This window comes from Rhodococcus sp. EPR-134 (assembly GCF_001647205.1).
Taxonomy (GTDB): Bacteria; Actinomycetota; Actinomycetes; order Mycobacteriales; family Mycobacteriaceae; genus Rhodococcus_F; species Rhodococcus_F qingshengii.
The window spans coordinates 1-3,125 of the sequence record NZ_LVCT01000116.1 but is presented as its reverse complement, the minus strand read 5'-3'; the positions used below and the strand labels follow the sequence as shown (position 1 = coordinate 3,125).

Sequence of the window (3,125 nt, the reverse complement as noted above, 5' to 3'; positions counted from 1 at the left end):
ACGACGCTCGACAATCTCTCACGACATTTGGCGCTGCATTTCTGGAAAAACCTGGAGACCACCCATCCCGGAATCAACTCGCTGCAACTCGACCGCGGCGTAGCCCAGGCATGGAAAGAACGCATGCATTGGAAGGTCAGCCGCCGCCGACTCCCCGACGGAACGTACGCCGAGACCCGTAGTCCACGAATGAACTACACCGACATGCTGACAGCTGTGCGCGCGTTCTATCTCGACCTGGCGGCGTGGGCAGCACTCGACCCCGCACGGTGGGCGAGGTGGGTAGTGCCGTGCCCGATCGGCCCAGGAGAGACGAGCGCGAAGAAAATCGGACGCCGACGCAAAGCACGCATGGATCAGCGCACACGAGAGCGACTACCTCGACTGCCAGAACTGGTGCGTATCGCAGAACAACGAGCCCATGACGCCAGGATGCTCCTCGAGGCCGCTGTTGCAGCATCGCCGGGCTCCAAATTCACCGTCCTCGGCAAGACCTACACCAAGTCGGACCCATGGTTGAAAGCAAGCGCTGACGGCATTCCGGTCATCTACGACTCCGAGGGACGAACCATCCGGCTCCGAGAAGCCGAGAACCGAGCATTCTGGGCTCTGGCAACTGTGGAAGTCCTGCGACACACAGGCGTTCGAATCGAAGAGATGCTCGAAATCAGCCATCACAGCATCACCCAATATCGATTACCCGCCACCGGAGAGCTCATCCCGCTACTGCAGATAGCACCCTCGAAGACAGACGAGGAACGCCTACTTGTGGTCAGCCCGGACCTCGCCGACATGCTGTCGACAATCGTGTCCCGAATACGCGGCGCGGACGGAGGAGTACCGCTTGTGCCTCTTTACGACCGGAACGAACGTATCTGGGTGGCCCCGGCCCCACTCTTGTTCCAATGGAAATGCGGTGGTCACCACCGCGCGGTATCTGCAGGTTTGATCCGCAATGCACTGACCGAACTCATCGATGCGGCAGGAGTGAAGGACGCAGCAGGCGAACCGCTGTACTTCCAGCCCCATGATCTGCGCCGAATCTTCGCTACCGACGCCATCATGAACGGCATGCCTCCGCATATCGCTCAAGTTCTGTTGGGGCACAAGGACATCAACACAACCATGGGATACAAAGCCATCTACCCGGAGGAAGCGATCAACGGTCACCGCGCCTTCATCTCGCGCCGACGTGCCCTCCGCCCGAGCGAGGAGTACCGCACCCCGACAGATACCGAATGGGATGAGTTTCTCGGACACTTCGAGCGCCGCAAACTCGCCCTCGGCGAATGCGGCCGCGCCTACGGCACCAGCTGCCAGCATGAACACAGTTGCATCCGGTGCCCTGTATTGCGTGTTGATCCCGCACAACGTTTCCGGCTCGTCGAGATACGCGACAACCTTGCTGCCCGAATTGCCGAGGCGGACAGCGAAGGCTGGATCGGTGAAGCAGAAGGTCTCCGCGTGAGCCTCGTGGCTACCGAGGAAAAGCTCGATCAGATCGATCGACGGGCCCGTCGTGCCGTTCAACTCAACATGCCCAGCTTCCCGGACATCGTCGCGCACATCGTCCAACCTCCTGCATGACGAGCATGAACCTGATTGGGGTGAGCGTGCCGGATCGGGAACCTTCCGTGCCGGGTGCAGCAGCCGGTAGACGGATGGCAGGTGGTAGCGACCGAGAATTTCCGGTAGGCACTCTACTCTCTTGTGAGGGTAGAGTGCCTCTGTGTTTGTGCGCTGCCGAGCGCGGTGGTGTGCACAGGTAAATCCGATTCGTAGGCGCTTGCAGCCTCGAAAATTACGTATTGATTCCGCGCTCGAACGTGGGCGGAGTCGGATGGAGCAATGTGATGGCCCAGAACACGGGCGGTACGGCCCCGCAGGTGCGAGAGGCGGGGGAGGCGGGTACGTCTGTGCGTGCGGCGTTGCGTTCACCTCGCCGGCTCAAGATCGAGGTCCTTGCCGGACTGGTCGTCGCGCTCGCGTTGATCCCCGAGGCAATTTCTTTTTCCATCATCGCCGGGGTCGATCCGCGGATCGGGCTGTTCGCCTCGTTCACGATGGCGGTCACCATCTCGATCGTCGGGGGCCGCCCGGCGATGATTTCCGCTGCTACCGGTGCGATAGCGCTTGTCATTGCGCCGGTTGCGCGTGAGTACGGGATGGATTACTTCATCGCCACTGTCATCCTGGCCGGCATTTTCCAAGTGGTGCTCAGTGTTCTCGGTGTCGCCAAGTTGATGCGTTTCATCCCGCGCAGCGTGATGGTCGGGTTCGTCAACGCGTTGGCGATCTTGATCTTCACTTCGCAGCTGCCGCATCTGATCGGTGTGCCGGCTTTGGTGTATCCGATGGTCGGAGTCGGTTTGTTGGTGATGATTTTCCTGCCGCGGTTGACCTCGGTGGTGCCGGCGCCGCTGGTGGCGATCGTGCTGTTGACTGCGGCGACGGTGGTGTTTGCGTTGAACGTTCCCGATGTCGGGGACGAGGGCGAATTGCCGTCGAGCTTGCCGTCGTTGTTCTTTCCTGATGTGCCTTGGAATATGGAGACGCTGACGATCATTGCGCCGTATGCGCTGGCGATGGCGCTGGTCGGCCTCCTCGAATCGTTGATGACGGCGAAGTTGGTCGACGACATCACCGACACTCACTCGAACAAGACTCGCGAAGGGTGGGGGCAGGGTGTGGCGAACCTGGTCACCGGGTTCTTCGGTGGCATGGGCGGTTGCGCGATGATCGGGCAGACGATGATCAACGTGAAGGTCTCCGGTGCCCGCACGCGCATCTCGACGTTCCTGGCCGGTGTGTTCTTGTTGATTCTCGTCGTCGGGCTCGGTGACGTCGTCGCGTTGATCCCGATGGGCGCTCTGGTTGCGGTGATGATCATGGTGTCCGTCGGAACCATGGATTGGCACAGTATCGATCCGCGCACTCTGAAGCTGATGCCCAAGAGTGAGACGTTGGTGATGGTGGTGACGGTCGCTGCGACTGTGGGTACTCACAATTTGGCGATCGGCGTGATCTTGGGTGTGTTGACGGCGATGGTGATGTTCGCCCGCCGCGTCGCGCATCTGACGAATGTGGAGAAGGTGTCCGAAGCGGACACCAACGAGGACGGCCTG

Annotated in this window: 2 protein-coding genes; both read left to right on the top strand. The window is 60.7% G+C overall.

The window, feature by feature from the left end; all coding sequences use genetic code 11:
- The coding region (locus A2J01_RS05350) for a site-specific integrase (RefSeq protein WP_156519174.1) at positions 1-1,587 on the top strand (1,587 nt) is incomplete at its 5' end.
- A 266-nt stretch (positions 1,588-1,853) separates the two neighbouring features.
- A partial coding sequence (locus A2J01_RS05345) for a SulP family inorganic anion transporter (protein WP_064112251.1) occupies positions 1,854-3,125 on the top strand: 1,272 nt, incomplete at its 3' end.